Annotated in this window: 13 protein-coding genes; 4 read left to right on the top strand and 9 right to left on the bottom strand. The window is 70.9% G+C overall.

Translation table 11 applies throughout. The features are described 5' to 3' along the window. Positions 1-47 precede the first annotated feature (47 nt). The 4 genes from DN069_RS33925 to DN069_RS33910 all read left to right on the top strand — a co-directional run bounded on the left by DN069_RS33925 (position 48) and on the right by DN069_RS33910 (position 4,982). A complete protein-coding gene (locus DN069_RS33925) occupies positions 48-533 on the top strand; it encodes an NUDIX domain-containing protein (protein WP_165845763.1) in 486 nt (161 codons plus the stop codon). Continuing rightward, positions 533-1,087 (top strand): NUDIX domain-containing protein, encoded by a 555-nt coding sequence (locus DN069_RS33920; protein WP_111507083.1) that lies wholly within the window; start codon positions 533-535, stop codon positions 1,085-1,087. The genes DN069_RS33925 and DN069_RS33920 overlap by 1 nt, the downstream gene beginning before the upstream one ends. Further along, the gene (locus DN069_RS33915; RefSeq protein ID WP_243640126.1) at positions 1,084-2,994 is read left to right on the top strand and encodes an ABC transporter ATP-binding protein; all 1,911 of its coding nucleotides are present in this window, start codon (positions 1,084-1,086) and stop codon (positions 2,992-2,994) included. The genes DN069_RS33920 and DN069_RS33915 overlap by 4 nt, the downstream gene beginning before the upstream one ends. A 494-nt stretch (positions 2,995-3,488) precedes the next feature. Beyond that, positions 3,489-4,982: a hypothetical protein gene (locus DN069_RS33910; RefSeq protein WP_133260135.1), complete on the top strand. Its 1,494-nt coding sequence runs from the start codon at positions 3,489-3,491 to the stop codon at positions 4,980-4,982. 456 nt (positions 4,983-5,438) lie between these two features. Here the strand turns inward: DN069_RS33910 and DN069_RS33905 are convergent, their stop codons facing one another. The 9 genes from DN069_RS33905 to DN069_RS33865 form a co-directional block, all read right to left on the bottom strand. Next, entirely contained in the window at positions 5,439-5,813 is a 375-nt protein-coding gene (locus DN069_RS33905) for a hypothetical protein (RefSeq protein ID WP_133260134.1), read from the bottom strand. Positions 5,814-5,848: 35 nt separating this feature from the next. Beyond that, complete coding sequence (locus DN069_RS33900) at positions 5,849-6,283, bottom strand: hypothetical protein (protein ID WP_111507080.1); 435 nt, start codon at positions 6,281-6,283, stop codon at positions 5,849-5,851. Continuing rightward, positions 6,280-6,597, bottom strand: a complete 318-nt coding sequence (locus tag DN069_RS33895) for a hypothetical protein (protein ID WP_111507079.1) — start codon at positions 6,595-6,597, stop codon at positions 6,280-6,282. Before DN069_RS33895 ends, DN069_RS33900 begins: the two co-directional genes overlap by 4 nt. Positions 6,598-6,890: 293 nt before the next feature. Continuing rightward, positions 6,891-8,009: a C40 family peptidase gene (locus DN069_RS33890; RefSeq protein ID WP_243640124.1), complete on the bottom strand. Its 1,119-nt coding sequence runs from the start codon at positions 8,007-8,009 to the stop codon at positions 6,891-6,893. Next, complete coding sequence (locus DN069_RS33885) at positions 8,006-10,543, bottom strand: hypothetical protein (RefSeq protein WP_133260133.1); 2,538 nt, start codon at positions 10,541-10,543, stop codon at positions 8,006-8,008. The genes DN069_RS33890 and DN069_RS33885 overlap by 4 nt, the downstream gene beginning before the upstream one ends. Next, positions 10,540-13,110, bottom strand: a complete 2,571-nt coding sequence (locus DN069_RS33880) for an ATP-binding protein (protein ID WP_243640122.1) — start codon at positions 13,108-13,110, stop codon at positions 10,540-10,542. Before DN069_RS33880 ends, DN069_RS33885 begins: the two co-directional genes overlap by 4 nt. Positions 13,111-13,116: 6 nt before the next feature. Then, positions 13,117-13,791 carry a hypothetical protein gene (locus DN069_RS33875; protein ID WP_243640119.1) on the bottom strand — a complete coding sequence of 225 codons (675 nt, stop codon included), beginning with the start codon at positions 13,789-13,791 and terminating at the stop codon, positions 13,117-13,119. Then, the gene (locus DN069_RS33870; protein WP_111507076.1) at positions 13,788-14,105 is read right to left on the bottom strand and encodes a hypothetical protein; all 318 of its coding nucleotides are present in this window, start codon (positions 14,103-14,105) and stop codon (positions 13,788-13,790) included. The genes DN069_RS33875 and DN069_RS33870 overlap by 4 nt, the downstream gene beginning before the upstream one ends. A 66-nt stretch (positions 14,106-14,171) precedes the next feature. After that, the gene (locus tag DN069_RS33865; protein ID WP_165845762.1) at positions 14,172-15,068 is read right to left on the bottom strand and encodes a conjugal transfer protein; all 897 of its coding nucleotides are present in this window, start codon (positions 15,066-15,068) and stop codon (positions 14,172-14,174) included. Positions 15,069-15,231 lie beyond the last annotated feature (163 nt).

The raw sequence follows: 15,231 nt of genomic DNA, 5'->3' as shown, positions 1-15,231 counted from the left end.
TGCTTGAGGCTTCAACAGGCATGCCCGAATCCGACCGTGGAGGCCCCGTGAATTCTGAACGTGCGCTGTTCGCCGCAGCGGCAGCCGCCTACATCCCACGCCCCGACGATGGGCGCGTGCTCCTGGTCCATCACGCCAAGTCGGGCTGGTGGGTCCTGCCGGGCGGCAAGGTCGAGCGCGACGAACCCTCAAAACGGGGTTGCGAGCGTGAGGCCCGCGAGGAAGTTGGCGTGAACGGCAGCGCCGGTGAGCTGCTGACCGTGTGCTGGCTTACCGCCGCCGCCGAGCTGTGGCCCGGAGCCGCCAAGTCCGCTGGCGCCTACCCGTGCCACATGTTCACCTTCCATCTCCCCATCCTCGCCGCCGACGTCGACCGCATTGCCGTGCCGGCCGGGGAGATCCTGGCCCACCGCTGGTGGGAACCCGAGGAAGCCGCAGCATCAGGGCTGATGGAGCAGTACAACGCCCGGAACCTCCTCGCCGCCACGCAGGTCCACCGCGGCGAACGCCCCACCGCATACCTGGAGTCCTGATGACCGAACAGACCGGCCCCGGGCACGGGTGGCTGCCCCCGGACCAGTACGTCACGACGATCGCCAACGCGACATTCTTCGGCTGCTTGTACTTCACCGACACCCGAGGCCGGCCGATCCAGATGCGCTCGGTACTGGACCCGGACAGGTGGGACTGGCCCGGCGGGAACACCGAGAAGGGCGAGACCCCGTGGGAGACCGCCGTGCGCGAGTGCTTCGAGGAGACCGGCATCCGGTTCCAAGGGGAGCCGCGACTGCTGGCCACCTCGTTCGCCCCGGTCGGAGGCGGCTGGCCGCTGTGCCACATCGGATTCACGTTCAACGGCGGAACCCTCACAGACGACCAAATCGACGCGATCGCGCTCGACCCCGGCGAGCACAGCGAACTGTCCGTGCGCAGCCTGGACGAATGGCGCACCGTCCTGGACCCAGGCGAGTATGCGCTGCTTGCCGCCACAGACACCGCACGCCGGACCGGGGTCGCCGCGTACCTCCAGCACGAACCCGTGCAACGACACCGACCGGACGGAACCCCGATCGGAGGGAACCCGTGACGCCTGCGGCCCCGACCACCACACAGCAGGACGCAGATAATGACCTGCTGATCGTTGAGGACGGCACCGAGTACGCCGACCAGCTACAGGCGCTGACGCTTCGACACATGACCCGCAAGGTGCCGCACCTTGCCGCCCGAGCCGTCGCCCTCGCGTGGAAGGTGGACTGCCACTCCACCGCCGGGCTACTCGCAAGCCAGCTGCTCTCCGGCGTGGCACAGGCAACGGGGCTGCTGGCGATGACCGGCACCATCGCGGCCCTGTTCTCGTCAGGGAACGTCGTCGCCCGCCTGGAATCCGCTTGGGCTTCCGTCGTGGTCCTGGTGGTCACCGCCGGCCTGCGCGCCGTGCTCGGGATCATCACGAACTGGCTGGCGCTGCGGATCATCCCCGTCGTGAAGGAAGAAGCGGAGGTGATGTTCGCGGAGGCGGCGGTGAACGTGGAACTCTCCGCCTTCGACAACCCGACATTCCGGGACCGCAAGGAAGCGGCCGAGCGCGGCGCGGAATGGGCAGGAGAGCTGTTCAACAACGCCCAGCAGCTCATCGCAGCGACGGTCTCCCTGATTGCGGGCGGGACCGTCCTGGCGTCCATCCACCCGGTACTGCTGCCGCTGCTTGCCCTCGCGAGCATCCCCCAGGGCTGGGCGCAGGTTCGGTCTGCCACCCTCGCTCGCCTGGCCTGGCAGCGCGTGATGAGTCACAGCCGGATGCGGTACCTGCTGCGCTGGTTCCTGGCCGACCAGGACACTGCCGACCAGATCCGCACCGGAACGATGGCACCGTTCCTGATGGCCCGCTACCGCGCCGTCAGCGCCCGCATGCACGTCTCCCACCGCCAAGCCGCGGACGCAGGGGCGCTGGTCTCACTGATCGGTGCGGCCTTCGGCGGGCTCGCATCAGGGGTGGTGTGGGCGACGCTGATCTGGCTCCTCGCCACCGGACGCATCTCCGCAGCCTCCGGAGGTGCAGCGGTGTTCGCGCTACGCACCGTCGCCACCGGCGTCCAGGGCATCACCAGCATCGGCGCCCAGGCCTTCCGCAACGGCCTGTACTTCCAGGACTGGGCGGACTTCCTGCGCGAAGCGGGCGGCTACCGGCTGGAGCGCGGCACCCTCCGACCCGAGGACGTGCACGAGGTCCGCGCCGAGCACCTGACCTACCGCTACGACGGAGCCGACCGCGACGCCCTCACCGAGGTGAACCTGTGCGTGAAGCGCGGCGAGGTCGTCGCCCTGGTCGGCGAAAACGGCTCCGGGAAGACCACCTTGTCCAAGCTCCTCGCCGCCCTCTACCTGCCGACCCGCGGGGCGGTCACCTGGGACGGAGCGGACACCCGCGACCTCGACCCGTCCGCGGCCTGGAAGCACACCGCCGTCGTCCCCCAGGACTTTGCCCGCTGGCCCTTCACCGCCCGCCAGAACATCACCCAAGGCCAGCCCGTCCACGGAGGCGACGCCGCTATCCGTAGGGCGTGTGAAGCGGCCAGCGCCGACGAGGTGGTGGACGGACTCCGGAACGGCCTGGACACCCTGCTCACCCGCGACTGGGCCGGCGGCGAGGCCTTGTCCGGCGGCCAGTTCCAGCGAATCGCCATCGCCCGCGCCTTCTACAGGCCGGCTGGGCTCCTCATCCTGGACGAGCCCACCAGCGCACTCGACCCCCGCGCCGAACACTGGATCTTCGCCAACCTCCGCACTGCCGCGAAGGACCGCGCCGTCGTCCTGGTGTCCCACCGCCTCACCAACGTAGCCATGGCCGACCGCATCGTGGTCCTCGACCATGGCCGCATCATCCAACAGGGCACCTTCACGGAACTCGTCGCTGACAAGGCCGGCCTGTTCCACGAACTGTGGCGGCTGCAAAACGACCGACAAGGGACGATCCCCGCCCAGCAGCCCACCTGAACTGATTCCGTGCAGACAGGAAGGCCCCACCTGGGGGCCTTCCTGTCCCACAGGCTCAAGGCGGATGGTCAAGGCCGGGCTGGCTTCCCGCGAGCGACTCCCCTCGCGGTCACAGGTTTGGCAATCCTTCTCGGTGGCGATCGGCCCTGCGTCCAGAGCACGCCATGCACACGTCAAGAAATCGCCACTGTGCTGCTTGTTCCCGGGCAGCGGGTTCTCTGGCGGCATGACAACACCGGCCTCGCTGCGGCTTCTTACAGGTCGAGGTGGCGGCGGCTGGATCGGATCGCTGGCTGCCCCTTCCGAGTGTGTGCGCGGATTCGTGCGCGACCCCGCGGCTTGGGTGTATCAAGTCCTTTCTGTCAACGCCGCAGAACACAACGGGACTTCGCTCGTGGTCTGCGGTCCACAGCGACGATCGAGGGAGAAGCATGGCTGGGTGGGGGCAAGCCGGGCGGGGAGGCTCGAACGGCCCCGTAGGCGTGCGGGTGCGGGTGTGTGTCTCGACGCACAAGCGCTGCGCCGAAGAGGTCGTCGGCGTGCTGAGCGAGGCAGGATGGACCTGCAAGGAGGACACCACGGTCACTCGGGCCGTGCTCGGGCCCGCCGAACGGGACCTGGACAGCCACTGGACCGTCATCGTCACGCTGCCGGGCGGCCCCACACTCGCCACGACCACGGCCGAGGAGCAGGTCACCGAACGCCTGAAGAACCTCGGCCCGGCCTGCTCAGTGCGCGGCGCATGGCTGTGGGAGCAGCAACTGGTCCCGAGCATCGGCTTCTGTGTGTACAAGCCGTCCGTCTACACCACCGGGTTCCTCGGATGGTGCGCGCGTAGGTGGCGATCCTTTGGTTTCGCGGACACCGGCGAGGTCATCCACGAGCATTCCGAGGCGGAGGCGCAGGCCGAGTTCGAGAGGCGAGCCAAGCTCTCGGACGGGCCGCGACGACCCGAGGGCGCTGGGCTGCGCCGCCGCTGGGGCACGCCGTCACCGTCCGCTTTGCCGGCGTCGTTCCCCCAGCGGGTGTGGCGCAGGGTGGAGGATTCTGACCTTGCCCGCACCGTGGTGTTCGTGTGCGCGCTCATGGCGCTGGTCTTCGTCACGCGCGGACAGTGGGAGCATCCCTGGTGGGGCCCGGCTCTTCTGGTTCCGGTGTGCGCGGCGGCCGCGCTGTTCTACTGGGTTTTGTTTCCCCGGGTGTTCGGACGGGGCGCGGTCTCCCATTCAACGAGGGGCCTCTCGCTCGCCGTTCTCATGGCCTGTCTGGGGGTACTGGGCGGAGCCTTGACGGCGTTGATGGCGCCGTCGTTCTTCAGTTGGCAGATGTTCGCGGCGGCGCTCGCTGTGCTCGCGGCGCTCAACGGTCTGCGCCTGCTCACCGCCGCGGCTTGGGCCCGGAAAGCGGCCCTCGGCCTGATCCCCATCGCATTGTCGCTGTTCCCACCGCTCACGCAGCAGATATCGCAGCTGTCCTACGCCATGTACCTGAGCCCGTTCTCGCTCCAGCCCGGCGACGCCCCCGTCACGCTCGGCTGGATCGGGGCCTGGCGTCCGATCGCGGTGGGCGCCGTGGGGGTGTTGATCGCCCTGGCGGGTGCGGGATACGCCCGGTACTGGAACCGGGAACCGGGCGCGCTGCTGCTGGTGCCCATGTGCTTCCTGTTCCTCGTTGGCGTCCTCGGCGTCGTCGCTGCCGGTTGGGACGACGGCCGCAAGGCCCAGGCTGCTGCGGCGGCCGGCACCCTTCCGGGGGCCTGGCACGGTCTGACTGCCAAGGCCGTTTGCCTGTATCCGCTGTCAGTGTCGACCCCCTTCGCCGGAGCTCCGCCTGTCACCGGGCGCCCGGTGATGTCCTTCGACATTGACGCCGCCCAGGTAGCCCTGTGGGATCCCCGCACCGGCGACGTCACCCGCCTGCCCGGCAGCTCAGCGGATCTACGCGTGGTTCCCTCCCTTACAGCGCGGTGCTCGACCGCTCCGCGATGATGTCGAGGCGCTCTTCGTGCACGGATCCCATCCTTCGTAGGGCAGGGTCCTGCTCATCGACATCAGCCGTGCCTGGGCCAACGACTCAGGCGTCCGCACCAGGGCACCCGTCCTCGCCGGCTGACTCGGCTGGAGGCTCGGGCTCGATCGCGGGCCGTCCCACCCGCAGGCGAGGGGGCATCAATCTCTCCCGTGGGCCGCACACCCCGCCCTGATCCCGTGAGCCGGTGACGGCTCCAGGGCCCTTGGCGCAGAGCACAGAACGCAACTCGCACCTGTAAGGCGGCGTTGACTGCCGGGTTTCCTTGCGACAGCATCCGTGTCATTCCTCTTCCGCGACAGAGCCAACGCCAGCTCACGGGCGCGCCGCTCTCGAACGTCACCCTCGGGATCAGGCCAGCCTGCTGGCTCGTCCCGGGAGATGTCAGCCCGGCAGGCCCTTCTGGCGGGGCGGAATCACCCGGAATAGCGAGGCTGAAGCTCAAGCCATGGCTGTCTCCTTACGTTTGCGGGTGACCACCAGATCGCGGCGCCAGCTCCCGCCTCCGCGACGGCATCAGCACTGGCCACGCCGATCGGCATGCTGTCGATTAGATCCTGCAGGCGGGAGTCGGCCCTGGCCGCTTCCTGGAACGCACGTCCGACGACACTGATCACCTCGTCGGACGGGACGGCAATGAGAAGGAGGGGCGTTCTGCCGAGCCAACGCCGCCATGGCCCATGCGCCGGGTGATCACCTACCGCCGTGGCTAGCGCGGCGTAGAGGTGCAGCCTTTCGGCGGCGGCATCCGGCTCGCGCTGCTCCGCCCACACATCGACCAGCGCGTTCACGGGCTCAAGACCCCGCCGTCCGTACGTGAAGGTCTTCATCGCGGCGGTCGGGTGGACCTCGTGGGAGCGTCCGGAGCTGTCTCGCGCAGCCGCGGATGGGGCTCCCATTCGAACGGGGCGTCGCCGAATGCCGCCCGGTGGGCGCGGAGGAACGAGAGTGCCAGGGCGGTCACCGTGTCGGATTGCCCGCTGCGGCCGGGGTCGGCTGGGGCGGTGAGGGGAGTCTCGATGCCGAGGCCGAAGGTGGCCGGGTTGCTGCGGGCGACGGCCAGGCCGTCGTCGGTCAGCAGCCATGCGCTGTCAAGGCGGGTCACGAGTTGCTGGTCGTGCAGCGCCTGGAGCCGGACGTCCAGCAGCCTTCCGCTTGTCGGGAGCTCCTGGCAGAGCAAGGTGAGCAACTCGTCGGTGCCGGCCGCCTGGCGTCGGAGCAGTGTCGCGAGGATTCGGCTGGTCAGCTCGGGCGTCGTCATCGCACTGGCTCCCACGTACTGCCGCTGCGCTGCGTCAGCAGGACGGTTCCGGGCAAGCCGACTTCGGGGTCACCGGCCGGGGAGGTCCCGGCCCAGATCAGCGTCACCGCCGCTCGCCTGGGGCCGGTTGCGTGCGCTGCCGTGGCCTGGACACGGATGCTGGTGTAGCCGGAGCTTCCGGGGGTGGTGAAGTAGTGGGGCCATTGCGTGCGGCCTTGGCCGGTGAGGTCGGCGAGCCAGACGGCTCGCCCGAGTTGGTCAAGGTGCTGTTCGACCTGGGGCGGCAGGTTGTGCGGGCTGTGCGCGTCGAGCATCGCCTGGACCAGGTGGTCTCCGCCGGGGCCGTCGTCCGACGCCAGTAGGTTGCTGGGAAGGTGAGTCGCGCTTGCGAGCCCGGTGACGGCGCTGCTCGGGGTGGCCGTAGCCGCGGCGGCGGGCGTGGGGGCGACCGGAGATGAGGCTCCGGCCCCAGCGGGCGTGGATGTCGGCGGGGCTGAGGTGACGCCGGCGGCAGTTCGGGCGCGGTGGCCGGCTCCCGGCCCGCCGCTCAGAAGCAGGAGGCCGACCGCGGCCAACGCCGCACTGAGTCCGAGAATCTGCGAGGTTTTCAAAGGATCTGCGCCCCTCCGGCAAACGTGGATGACTTGAGATCGACTGGCTGCTGAAGGACGCCTTCACCTGGCCTTGGAGCAGCCACTTGCATGCCGCTGCCTGCGTATATGGCGACGTGATAGATGGAGGCGTCGTCGCCGGGGATGTAGCCGTAGAAGATGAGGTCCCCGGGTCGCAGCGCGCCGAGGCCGGCGGAGGCGGGGATGCGGCGGCCGACGCCGGCTTGGGCGGCGGCGGTGCGGGGCAGGGTGATGCCGACCTGGGCGTAGGCGTAGAGGGTCAGGCCGGAGCAGTCGAACCCGGTGATGGTGGATCCGTCCTGGCCGCCGGGGGAGCAGCACTGACCCCGCGTCGGGCCGGCGGCGTTGCCGCCGCCCCAGGAGTAGGGGACGCCGAACTGGGACATGGCCGCGCGCAGCACGATCGCCGCCTTCCCCGATGCCGGAACCGCTGAGGTGGCGCCTGCGAGGGCGTCGTACTGGGCGATCGCTGCTTCGACTTGCTGGACGTAGGCGTCGGAGTGGTTGTAGGCGAGGATCGCGGCCGCGAGCTCGGTCGGCTGGGTGAGGTCGCGGCCGTTCCCGCACAGGTACACCGCTGCGGTGAGCGCGGCGTCGAAGGCGTTGTCCGGATCGGGCGCGGCGCTGGTGCTGCGGGCGTTGACGCCGGTGGAGAGCCAGGTGGTGGGCATGAACTGGAACAGGCCGAGTGCGCGGGCGTAGTGCGTGCCGGCGTCCAGCTGGAGCTCCGCTGCCGTGGTGTTGATGACCGGGGTGGTGTTGCCGCCGGCGCCTGAGCCGTCAAGCAGCGGGCCGTAGATGGGCGGGGTGATCTCACCGTCCGCGCTGATCTGGTGGCCGGCGGCCTGGGTGGTCTCGACTTCGGCGATACCGGCCAGGATCTCCCACCGCATGCCCTGGCATGCGGGTACGAGGTCGTGCACCTTGGCGGCGGCCTGGGTGTAGGCCTGGCCGAGGACCGGCGGCAGGCCGGCGACCCCGGCGGTGGATCCGCCGGTGGTGGTGGCGGAGCTGGAGGCGGCGAGTCCCAGCGGAAGCACCATCAGCGACAGGCCGACCAGGGCGACCAAGCCCACCAGCATCAGCTTCTTCACGACCCCTCACCGCCGCTCTCGCCCCGGGCTTCGCGTTGGGCGCGGCGCAGGGCGTGCAGGATCTCCGCACGCGCCCGCTCCTCGTCGGATGCGACGCGGCTGTGGGAGCGCTCCGGCTGCACCGGATCACCGCCGGTCGCGCTGCCGGCGGGGCCGGTGCGCAGGACGGCCGCGGTCGCGGTGTTGACGGCCGCTCGCTTGGTTGCTTCGACGGCGGGGCGCCCGTAGACGTCGGCGGCGACGTGCAACCGCGCGCCGCCGGCCGCAGCAGCCTTCTCGGCCAGGCGCGCCGGGGTGGTCATGTCGTCGAAGCCCGGCTTCCACTCGGTGTGCCAGTAGTTCTTGCGCTCGAGGTTGTAGTGCGCGACCTGGCCGCGGACCTCTCGGCCGCCGGCGGCGATGCGTCGTCGTGCGCGGGTCCAGGTGGCCGGGGCGCCGAAGCTGGCACCCCAGGCGAGGCGGCTGCCGCCGAGGAGCACGCGGCCGCCGCGGGTCTGGATCAGCCGGTTGTGCAACCTGGATCCGACCGGCAGCCCGCCGCCAGCACCCGGCTGGATTCGGCGGGCCTCGAACTCCTCCGGCGTCAGGGCCCGGCCCTTCCACGCGTGGTGAACTCCGCGCGCGGCCAGGGTGACCGGAGCCAAACCATGGGCGGCTTCCCGACCGATGTCACCGAGCAGGCGGCCCGCGTGCAGTGGCGCGCCGGGGATGTCGGCGAGGGCTCGGGCGCTGGACAGTAGACCGGCCCGGCGTGCGAGGTGCGCGTGGGCCGGGTTGCCGCCTGCGAACAGGGCGTAGCCGGACGCCATGCCGCCGAAGCCGCCCGGGCCGCCAGCGGCGAGGGCGCCGGCGATGACCTGGCCGGTGCGGGTGGCGCCGTCGCCGGAACCGGAGCCGCCGATCCTGGCCCAGCGCATCCGGTTCGCGAGACGGGAACCGGCGGTGGAAGCGCCGGCCATGATGCGGCGGTGGAAGCCGAGCGCGACCAGGGCGACCAGGTCGACGAGGAACATCTTCGTGATCAGGTCCTGCCCGCCGGACAGGAACGCCGCACAGGTCAGCCCGAAGACGGGCAGGAAGATCGACGCAGTGAACAGCACGAGGATGGAGGTGACGAAGGAGCCGAGCCACCGCCACAGCACGCCGCGGTTGGGGCCGGGCAGGATCGCCCACACCAGCGCGGGATAGTCCAGGGCGGCGAGAAGCGCGTCGGCGGCCTGCGCCGCGAACAGCGCCAGGACCATCGCAACGACCATGACCAGGACGACCAGGGCGGCGAACAGCAGCAGCATCGCGCCGAAGACCCGGTCCCACGACGGCGGCGCCACGTATGCGGAGATCGCCGGATCCACATCTTTGAATCGGTCGGCCAGGGCCTTGGCCTGATCGGTCGTCGACCCGTTCGTGGGCGGGGCGGCCTGGCAGAAGTGCTTGGCCAGGCCCATGAGCTTGTCGCAGTTCGCCCCGCCACTGCCGCTGGTGCTGCTCTGACTGGAGCCCATGTCGCACAAGATTTTGGTGGCGCCGGACAGCTGGTCGCAGCGCCCGGTGCCCTGGAGGCACCAGATCTTCGTGCCGCCGGACAGTCCGTCGCAGCTCGGTGGCGGGCTCTGGCTGGTCTGGCCGAGCTGGCAGGCCTGCGCCGGCATGCCGGCCAGCCCGTCGCAGGCGTGCGGGTTGGCGGCGGGGGTGCCGCCGCCGGTGGGTCCGCCGTTCATCGCGACGGATGCGAGGTAGGTGTCGTACGCCTTGTCGCCGCGCGGGATCGGGCGGCCGAACTGCAGCAGCTGGTAGGGCTCGACGACGAAGGTGGAGGTGAGGGTCTGCTCCAGCGGCCCGGAGATGCTCGCCGGATCCACCGTCGCCGGCGGCGCCGCGCCCTGGTTAGTGGTGATAGACGCGACCTCGAGAGAGGCCTGACGGGCCTGGTCGAGCAACCCGCCGGAGCCGAGGACCACGTCGGGCCGCAGCAGTCCAGCGGAGGCGACGCCGACGATGAGGAAGGTCAGGGCGAGTTCCCCCGCAGCGCGGCCGGTGCGGCCGCGCAGCAGCATCACCGAGCAGACCACCACCGCCCACGCGAGCAGCATTCCCGGGAGGCCGAGCTGGTCGACGACCCAGGTGCGGTAGCCGTCTGCGAGGGCCTGGGACTTGGCGGCCATCATCTTCGTGACCGGGAAGGAGTAGGCCCAGTGGATCAGCCAGCACTCCAGCCCGACCACGATCCGTACCAGGGCGAAGCACATGCCCATCAGGTAGGACTGGGCCGACTGCTGGAAGTCCGTCATGCCGCCGGGGTCGGACACCAGCTGGTAGTGGTCCAGCGGTACCCCCTCGGAGGAGGGGACGTTGAACGGCGCGAGCATCCCCGGGGTCGAGCCGCCGGTCGATCCCGTGGTGGCAGCCGCGGCCTGCGCGTTGATGACCAGGAACGCGAACACCGTCGCCGTGACGAAACCGGTCTGGCGCACGCCGTGCCAGGTCGGGCGCCAGCCAAGTGCCCAATGGACTGCTCGCTTCAGACGGTTCGTCATGCCGCGACCCCCTCGGCGCTGTCCGGGGGAGTGGTGCCGATCCGCTTCTCGATGCGCTCCACCGGGGGGATCACGATGCGCAGGCGGCCGATGCGGCCGGCGTTGTCCCGCAGCAGGCACTCGCCCTGCCGCTCGGTCGCGCCGCTGGGGGAGAGGCCCGCGACGGTGTCCACCAGCTGCGCATCGGAGCTGTCGAGGCCCAGGAACTCCAGCGAGCGGCGGATCAGCGCCGGGTCGGTGTGCCGCATCACGAGCTTGTAGCCGAGCAGCCCGCGGGTGGTCTCGTCCCCAAGCTCGATCGGGTCGTGGGAGCCGAGACCGACGCCGGCCTTGTGCTTGCGGCCGTCGTGAACGATCTCGTGGACCAGGTTCGCGCCCTCGGTGGACGAGGTCAGCCAGTAGCACTCATCCACGTCGATCCACCCGAACCGGTCCGGGCGCTTGAACGCGACCTCCCGCGCGACCGCCGCCACCAGATAGAGCACCGCGCGCCCGATCAACGCCTCCAGCGGCTGCTGAGCCAGCAGCTTCGGATCCGTGAGGGCCTCCTTGGACGGAAGCAGCAGACCGGCCGTGGTGAACACAACCATGTCGCCGTCCAAGTCCTGCCAGCGCAGCGGCGGCAAGGCGGGGTCGAAGACCATCTGCCCGAACCGGTCTTCGGCCACGATCGACAGCATGTCCGCCAGCTGCGCGGCCTCCTGCGCGCGCCGACTTGTCTGGCCCGCCTGGGCGAGGGTGGCGAGGTAGTCCAGGACGGCGCGCATGCTCGGGGCATCGGACGCGGCGACGTGATGCACGGCGTGGCTCAGCAGCGCGCCGGCCGGCGACATGACGCCGACACCGAGCTGCAGCGTGAGGTAGCTGATCGCCCACCGGGCGCCGTCCGCGGGCGGGAACAACCGCAGTGGGTCGATGCTGACCGTCGCGGTGGCGGCGTCGACGACCTGCGCTCGGCCCTCCGTCGCGGCTTCCGCGAAGGCGGCCCATTCGCGCAACGGCGTGCGGTCGATGATGATGGCCTGTCCGCCGCGGTCCACCACCGCGATCGTGAAGCCCTTCTGCACGATGCTCTTGCCCGACCCGAGCTCACCCACCACGCCCAACGAGGCGGAGCGGTTGCGCCCCGGGGCCCCGGCGAGATCGATGAGGACGGGCAGTGCGGCACCGGTGTCGATGTTGAACCCGGCCAGCGCGCCGCGCTCGTCCCCGAGTTCGATGCTCGTCGCGGCGCCACGCAGCGCCCAGTCGCCGGACAGCTCGTGCTGGCGGAACTCCCGCAGCCGCGGCGACGCGGTTGTCCCGGGCAGCGAGAGGGAGAAGAGGATCTCCTGGCTGCCGACGGGCCGCACGATTTGGTAGTTCAGCCCGGTGAAGGCGCTGGCCAGGGTTCGAGCGCGTTGCTCGACCTCGCCCGGGGTGGTCGCCCATACCGTCAGCGCGGTGACGGACTGGACCTCGACCTCGTTGGTGGTCTGCTCCAGGCGGTTGCTCTCCTCGCCCAGGTCGCCGGCCGCGTTGTAGATGGCATCCGGCAAACCGGAGGTCTCGGCGCCGTACTGGTCGGCCTGGTCGACCAGCTCGCGCTTCTTGCGGCGAACCGAGAGCTTCGCCTTCTCAGACGGCACCACCTGCAGGTCGATGACGTAGTCCACCGGGAAGGGGCACACCTCAAGCTGCGCGAGTACATCCGCCGTCGACGCGGCCGCCGCTGCGGGCTGCTCCGCCACCACGAGCTGCGCCTGGTAGGAGGTCCCGGTCTCGCTCTCCACCTGAAGCCATCGCCGCGCGATCGGCGAGGTACCGTCCGCGCGGTGCAGCCCTCGCGCCCCGCGCCCCTTCTGCCTGGGGGCCGTCTCCCCCGCGACGCCGGGGCGGCCGCCCTCGGCGAGCCGCACCTGCCCCAGCTCCATGTACGAGGGGGAGCGCAGCGTCCCGCCCACCACCCGGCCCCCGCCGGTCGCCGACTCTTCGGCCTCCAGCAGCAGCGGCTCCGCAAGGCCTCGGCAGATCGCGTGCCGCGCCATCCACACGATCTCGGATGGACGGGCCGGGCGCAGTGCCGGACCGGGGGCCAGGGTCGCGGCCAGGTGGCGGGCCTGCTGTCGGTATGCGGCGACCTCCCGCTCGGTCACCTGCACGGGGGCCATGCCGAGCAGGTCGGCGACCTCCGTCCACGTCGCCGCGAGCTGACCGGCCCAGGCGGCCTGCTTGGTGGGGGCCTTGAGCGGCACCGCGAGCCAGTGCGTGCGCCGGAACATCTCGTCACCCGCGACCAGGTCGAAGCACGCGTCGGCGGTCTCCTCCCAGGCCGGGTGCCGGTCCAGGTCGATGCCCTCGATCATGCGTGTGCCGATCTCGCCCGCGTCGATCTGCGCGGCCAGCCCGTACCAGCGTGGCGCGCCCTCGAGTTGACGCACCATCGAGGTCAGCCGCGATACGAGCTCCGCGCGCGCCCGCTGCGGGGCGTAGCGGTTGGAGACCGGGGAGACGCGGAAGACGGCCCACACGGTGCCGGTGGTCGACCACACGAGGTTGTCGACGATGTGACGGATCGGAACACGCATCAGCTCTCAGGCCTTCGTCGTCGTGGTGCGGGCGCCGGACTGCTCCATCAGCAGGTCCAGCGAGGAACGGGGACGAGACGGGACTGCCTCGGCCGCCGATGGTCGGGTCGCGACCGTCGGCCCGGACGGCGCTCCGGACGGCGGTCTGGTTGTCGGGCCCGGGCGCGACGACTGCGGGCGACGCCGCGCCGGCCGGGCAGAGGGAGCAGAGCCCCTGCGCGCAGGTGCCGCCCGCCTCGTGGCCGAACCGCCGGCAACCGGCGCGGTGTCGGCCGCGGGGCCGTTGGCTAGCGCGGTCTCGGTGAGGAAGAAGCCGCCGTGCAAGGTGGTGGAGGCCCGATCCTTGGCCGGCCGTCCGCCGATGCGCCCGCCCCTGGGCTGGGCGGCCAGCAGAAGCCACCCCCACACCGCGGCCTCCGGGACGCGGCCGCCGATCCGCGCGCAGCGCGCCGCCCACACCGCGACCCCGAGCCCGACGATCGGCAGCGGCCCGAAGACGGGCCACCACCAGGAGATCGTCTTGCCCAGCACCAGCAGGCCGACGCCGGCGACAACGAGCTGCGGCCGTGAGTAGGGGCCCAGCCATAGCCGGATCTCGCCGAGCTTCCCCAGCACCCACGGGTGCCGGCGCGCTCGCGTGTACGAGCGCGCGACAGGCGCCTCCACGGCCGAGGTGGTCACCGACGCGCCTCAGCCACGATGGTGGGGAGGGTCTGGATCGGGTGGTGAAGCTGGGCCAGGCCGTGGGTGTCGGACTGGAGCTCGTTGGTGACGGCGGTGCCGAGTTGGTCGCGGTCGTTGTAGAGGCCCAGGCACACGATGGCGGCGAGCGCGACGCCGATCCCGGCCTTGATGCTGAACCTTTGGATGATCTTGACGACGATGACCAGGCCGATGATCGCCTCAAGGGCGGGCTTGGCCCACCCGGCGAACATGCCGATCACGTTGTTGCCCAGGTTCTGCAGGGCGCCGGCCATGTAGAGGTGCTCGATCACGAGGGGGCTCCGTATATAGGAGAGAAGAGGAGAGGGAAGAAGAGGAGACGGGGAGGGGCGGCGTGGCTAGGGCGCTGTCGCTGCTGCCGCCACGGACGGCGTCGCGGTCGTGGTCGGAGCTGGCTGTGTGGAGAGGGCGGGGCCGGATTCGAGGGCGGCGACTTCCCAGCGGCCCGCCCGGGCGCGCATCCGCAGCGCGTAGCCGAGCGGCCAGGCGCTGCCGGTCTGGTCCGTGGCCGTGGCCTGCACCCAGATCTCGCAGCTGGTTCCGTCCGCAGGGACCTGGCCGTCCATGCCCGGCTGCCCGACGCTGACCTGACCGACCTGCACTTGCCCGTACAGGGCCGAGGCGGGGGCTGGGATACGGGCGCCGGGGGAGAGCAGCGCGCCCACGTCGCCCTGCCCGGTCAGGTACGCCGTTGCGAACGCGCTCACCGCGGAGGCGAGCGGCGTGCCGGCAGCCGCGCTGTCCGGGTACAGCGTGGGCGGCACCCCCGCCGGCGTCGGCGCGGCGACAGCGGCAGGCTGGGCGATGACTGCCAGCGACCCCACCCCGACGCCGTTCTGGTCCATCTGCACGGGGACCGCGTAGTACCGCATCGAGGCCTGGTTCGAGGTGTCGGTCTCGCAGCCCACGACGACCGACCAGTAGCCCGTGCTGATCTGCGTGCTGTCCACCGCTGCGCACTGCGCGACCGACACCGAGTTGCTCGGAGCGCTTTGAGCGGTGCGCAGATCGACGTTCGGGGCGAGTGCGCGCAACGCGGCGAGGTGCGCGTCGTTGGCGCTGCCGTCGGTGCGCAGCCACAGCGAGACGAACAGTTGCGCAAAGCCCGACGGGTCCTGCGCGGGAGCCGGCGCGGCCGCGGCGGTAACCGCGTGCGGGGGGGTGCGAGCCGGGACACGAGCGGAAGCGCAGGACGCGAACAGGGCGAGCGGGCCGGCGGCGAGGGCAGCCCACACGGTGACGCGGCGTTCTGCGCACCGCTCAAAGCGCTCCGAGCAACTCGGTGTCGGTCGCGCAGTGCGCAGCGGTGGACAGCACGCAGATCAGCACGGGCTACTGGTCGGTCGTCGTGGGCTGCGAGACCGACACCTCGAACCAGGCCTCGATGCGGTACTACGC

Origin of the sequence: Streptacidiphilus pinicola, assembly GCF_003258295.1 — a bacterium.
GTDB classification, from domain to species: domain Bacteria; phylum Actinomycetota; class Actinomycetes; order Streptomycetales; family Streptomycetaceae; genus Streptacidiphilus; species Streptacidiphilus pinicola.
Note: the sequence above shows the minus strand (reverse complement) of the source record. Positions and strands in the feature narration are given on the sequence as shown.